Source organism: Boseongicola sp. (assembly GCF_057460485.1).
In genome coordinates, this window is the sequence record NZ_JBVCWP010000289.1 from 1 (window position 1) to 4582 (window position 4582).

Annotated in this window: 6 protein-coding genes; all 6 read right to left on the bottom strand. The window is 58.9% G+C overall.

Translation table 11 applies throughout. From position 1 onward, the window contains the following. Positions 1 to 72: 72 nt before the first annotated feature. The 6 genes from AC221Y_RS20490 to AC221Y_RS20515 all read right to left on the bottom strand — a co-directional run bounded on the left by AC221Y_RS20490 (position 73) and on the right by AC221Y_RS20515 (position 4522). Positions 73 to 636, bottom strand: a complete 564-nt coding sequence (locus tag AC221Y_RS20490) for a CvpA family protein (RefSeq protein WP_486708228.1) — start codon at positions 634 to 636, stop codon at positions 73 to 75. Positions 637 to 666: 30 nt separating this feature from the next. Next, a complete protein-coding gene (radA, locus tag AC221Y_RS20495) occupies positions 667 to 2031 on the bottom strand; it encodes a DNA repair protein RadA (RefSeq protein ID WP_486708229.1) in 1365 nt (454 codons plus the stop codon). Between the two features lie 32 nt (positions 2032 to 2063). Then, positions 2064 to 2510 (bottom strand): paraquat-inducible protein A, encoded by a 447-nt coding sequence (locus tag AC221Y_RS20500; RefSeq protein ID WP_299751250.1) that lies wholly within the window; start codon positions 2508 to 2510, stop codon positions 2064 to 2066. Positions 2511 to 2558: 48 nt separating this feature from the next. Next, positions 2559 to 3362 carry a DNA repair protein gene (locus AC221Y_RS20505; protein WP_486708230.1) on the bottom strand — a complete coding sequence of 268 codons (804 nt, stop codon included), beginning with the start codon at positions 3360 to 3362 and terminating at the stop codon, positions 2559 to 2561. Positions 3363 to 3487: 125 nt separating this feature from the next. Beyond that, the gene (locus AC221Y_RS20510; protein WP_299751247.1) at positions 3488 to 4114 is read right to left on the bottom strand and encodes a hypothetical protein; all 627 of its coding nucleotides are present in this window, start codon (positions 4112 to 4114) and stop codon (positions 3488 to 3490) included. A 123-nt stretch (positions 4115 to 4237) separates the two neighbouring features. Further along, positions 4238 to 4522 carry an RraA family protein gene (locus AC221Y_RS20515; RefSeq protein WP_486708231.1) on the bottom strand — a complete coding sequence of 95 codons (285 nt, stop codon included), beginning with the start codon at positions 4520 to 4522 and terminating at the stop codon, positions 4238 to 4240. Positions 4523 to 4582: the final 60 nt, after the last annotated feature.

Consider the following 4582-nt stretch of genomic DNA (forward strand, 5'->3'; position numbering starts at 1 on the left):
AGTATCTGCACCTGCTCAGAATCACACGATTCGGATGCCAAAAGCGGTCAAATAGGGCTGGCGGTGGCTTGGTTACTCTGGCGCGATCGAACTGCGACTCATCAGGTCTTCGTAACGCGCTGCAATCCAAGCCGGCGCATCCTCGGGGATTTGCTCGGCAAGCGCCTCAGAAACCTGCGCATAGATCGAAGCCGTGCGGCTTTCGTCGACGAAGGCGAAAGGCTCGGAGACGATGGCGCGGTCATAAAGCACCATGGCAATCGCGACTAACAGCGCGCCCCGCACGACGCCGAAGAGAAAACCAAGGCCCTGATCGATTCCACCAATGGCCGAGCGTTGAACCACTCCGGCAAAAAGCGGCGTAAAGAACGACACAAGGATCAAGGCGACGGCAAAGACCGCAGCAAAGGCTGCGATCATTGACAATTCACCGGAATTTCCGAGGAAGTTGTTCAAGACCGGAACTTCGCGCATCAAAGGCTCGGCCGCAGGTGCAAGGTAATATGCCACAACCGTCGCAATGACCCAGCCGCCAATTGCCAGCACTTCACGCACAAAGCCGCGCGAATACGCCAGAACGGCGGAAAGAAGGATGATTGCGGCGACGATGCCGTCGAGAATAGTGAAGCTTTCCATATCTGCCTCTGTGCCTTGCCCGTTCGTTAATCAGCCAGCGCCAAAAACGTCGCCGACCAGCGCTGCGAGATCCGGCATCTTTTGAGCCGTGACACCCGCAATGGCGCCTGTTTTGCTACGGTCGGGGATCAAAGCACGGGTGAACCCAAGCTTTTGCGCCTCTTTCAGACGGGTTTCTGTCTGACCGACCGGTCGCAAGCCTCCTGATAGGCTGATTTCGCCGAAAACGACAGTGCCCTCAGGCAGTGCCACGTCTTCGCGTGCCGAAAGTAGCGCCGCGGCCACAGCCAGATCGGCGGCAGGTTCGGTGATGCGAAGGCCGCCGGCAACGTTCAGATAGACGTCGAGGCCCTGAAACGGGATCCCACAGCGCGATTCCAGCACGGCCAAAATCATCGCAAGGCGCCCACCGTCCCAGCCCACAACCGAGCGACGCGCTTGTCCGGCCGGGGCGGGAGAGACCAGCGCCTGAATTTCGCACAAGACCGGACGCGTGCCTTCGATGCCTGCAAACACCACAGATCCGAGCGCCGGGGTTTCGCGGTCGGACAGGAACAAAGCCGACGGATTCGCCACTTCGGCCAGACCGGCGCCGGTCATCTCGAAGACGCCAATCTCGTCGGCGGGGCCAAAGCGGTTCTTCACTGCGCGCAAAATGCGGAACTGATGGCCGCGCTCGCCCTCAAAATAGAGAACTGTATCGACCATGTGTTCGATCACGCGGGGACCCGCGATCTGACCGTCTTTGGTGACGTGGCCTACAAGGATAACACTGATGCCGTTTCGCTTGGCGAAGGTCGTCAATTCATGTGCTGCCGAGCGGACCTGACTGACAGAGCCCGGCGCGCTGTCGACGGTATCAAGCCACATGGTCTGGATCGAATCGATGATGGCCAAACCGGGCGCTTCTGCCTCAAGCGTGGTGAGGATATCGCGCAGGTTGGTTTCGGCCGCGAGCTGCACATTTGCTCCGCCCAATCCTAGGCGTTTCGCGCGCAGGCGCACCTGTGCGGCCGCTTCCTCACCGGAAACATAGATGACCTTCATGCCCTGGTTGGCAAACGCCGCAGCCGCCTGCAAAAGTACGGTTGACTTACCAATTCCAGGATCGCCGCCGACCAGCACGGCTGAGGCCGCCACAAGCCCGCCGCCCAACACCCGGTCCAATTCGCCCATCTTCGACATGGTGCGGGGCGGCGGGGCTTCGGCAGTATCAAGGGCGGTCAGCTCGATCTTTTGGCCGCGCACGACGCCCAAACCTTTGGCTTTAGGCCCCTTGGTTAAGGGCTTGTCTTCCGAGATCGTGTTCCACCCCCCGCAATCATCACAGCGCCCGGACCATTTGGAATGAACCGCGCCGCAGGTTGAACAGGTGAAGGAAGCCGCTTTTGCCATGGCTCACCTTTTGCCTGAGCGCGGGCGCGGGTTCAACTGGCCTTCGCGCCCTTGCGCTGACGTTCATAGAGAAAGGTGATCGCGATCTGGCCCAGCACGAGCCCCGTAAACAGATAGAGCCCCCAGCCGGTCTCGACACGGCCCAATCCGACGCCTTTTACAACGACTATATAGAGAGCCATCAAAAAAACGTCCGCCATTGCCAGTTTGCCCATGACGTGCAGCGCGGGCAATATACGTGGGCTTGCGAGGCGGAACTGAATAAGCGCTATGCCGATGGATTTCAGCACAGGCGCGAAGATCGCAAAGAAGCTGACCAGCAACGCCAGCACCACATCGCTTTGCCAAAGCGATTGCAAGCCCGAGATAATCGAGATTTCGGAAAGCCCGAACAGCGGCAGCAACCCGGCGTAAAGCAGAGGCGCGAACCACGCGACGGGAAACAGAACGAGCAGGGCTAGATTGGCGATTTTCAAAATCATATCAGTTGCTACGCGGGCCAAGGGGACCTGCCAAGCGCCAAAACGTTACTCTGCTGCCTGGACCGTTCGGGAACTGCGCCCGCCTGCCGCCGCCAGTCGGACAACACTCGCCTTTTTGATCGGCTTTACAGCCGTTGTCGGGGCAAGGTCGAAGTGCGGCAGCAAGCCATCCAGCTCGCTGCGTAAGCGATCAAGTCGCGAAGCGGCCATGCATTCGTCCATCTCAACCGCATCCACCAGGCGGCGCAGATCGCGGGTCACCTCCAACGCCTGCTCGATCCGCGTGTCCATCATGGCGGCTTCTTGGCGGCGTTGAGCAAGGAAGCCTTCGGCGCGGGTGACTTTCTCGTCGGAATACCGCGCGGCAAGGTCCGCACTGATACGGCTCATCTGTGCCGCAACATCCATAACGTCTGGTTCCAGATCGCCAAGATCAGGGTGGTCGCGCAGGAAGAGGATACGCTCGCGCACGGCGTCAAATTCTGCAGTCATCTCGAATGTGCCTTCGCGGTCAGCGCGGTGGGCGATCCAATAGGCGCGGGTGACGTCTTCCATCTGCATCCGGAATGAGCGGTGCGAATTTTCCAAGGCTAGAACGCGCCAGTTCGCAGGCATGAACGCCAGAAAAAGTGCCGACAGCACAAAGCCCGTCGCGATCATCGCCGGGGCGACATTCACCATACCGCCGCCGTCCAACTGCAAAAGCAAGACGGGCCAGTCGATCAATCCAGTGACAAACAGGCTAAGCGCGATGGCCGAGCCAACGGCCATCATCGCAAAAACAAACATCGCGGTAATCTGAAATGCTTTCGAAAAACGCCACAAAACGCGCTGAACTTCGACCGTCATAGCCGCTCTCCAATACTCATAAACACACACGTAATGCGCACTAAGTACTCTAAATTTTCGGTTTCACTAAGCCCTCGCGCCGAAACAACGCGTTTCGCCGATTACATTGCTTGGGGAGAACTCGATTATCTCTGCAAGAACGGCAGGTTGGGAAAGTCGCTTATTGCGTGGGGTGGGGGCAACAGGGGGCGCATGCGCCGCTTTGTTGTGTTGGAATTGCCGCGCATGCTGCGCGCGACGTCCAAAACACTGCGGTCAATGGGCTCGGATTTCATGCGTTCGCCGGCCATCTTGCGGGCTTCGCGCAGAAGGGTGCGGTGGGTGCGGAATACTGCCTTTTCCGGCTTGGGCCAGATCGGCTGTTCCAATAGCAATGGCGCAGGCGGCACGCGCGGGGTGGATTGAACCTGCGCGGAAGCTTGCACGGGCAATGACGTGTCATCCACGTCCGTCTCCGCCAAGTCATACCCCGAGATCCGCCCCATGCCGCAAAGCACGACTGTGGCCAGCCACAAGGGCGGACACAGAAACCCAAAGACAAGAAACATCCAAGCCGCGGGCTGAAACCCAAATGCCCATGGCATAAGTCCGGCTGCCGTAAAGGCTGCAAACAAGCCGACGCCCGCGTAAATCCAGGCGTTCAGCGTCTCAGACAGCACGAGACGGCGAAACGCCAGCCATGCGACACCCAGAGGCAATCCAAGGAAGAAGGTCTTTGCGACCAAGATTAAAAGCAACGCGGCAGCGTCCATGGCGGTATCTCCGATACGGCCACCCCAGCCGAACCAGACACCACTGTGGTTAAAAATGTGTTGCTTGTCGCCTATTGTTTCCGAATTGGAACCGGACTGTTGCGATCTTGCAAAGCCCGCAGATCAGTCGATCCATTTCACTCGGTCGCTGTCGAGAAGTCTGTCGTAGATATCGGGCATCACCAGACCGTCCCGCACAGCCTTGTTGTCTTCTGCTTCCATCGTGAGGATGCGTGCGGATCGCTCGGCCACAGCGTCAATCTCGTCGAAGGGCACCGCGACCACGCCGTCCCGGTCTGCGACGATCATATCGCTTGTTTCCACGCGCTGTGAGCCGATATTCACCGGCAAGCCTGCCGTGCCGGGACCTTTTTTGTTAGTGTTGAGGCAACCAAGCCTGTGCACCACACAGGCATTTCAAGCGCAATCAATCCGGTCACATCGCGCACCGGACCATCGGTTATCATC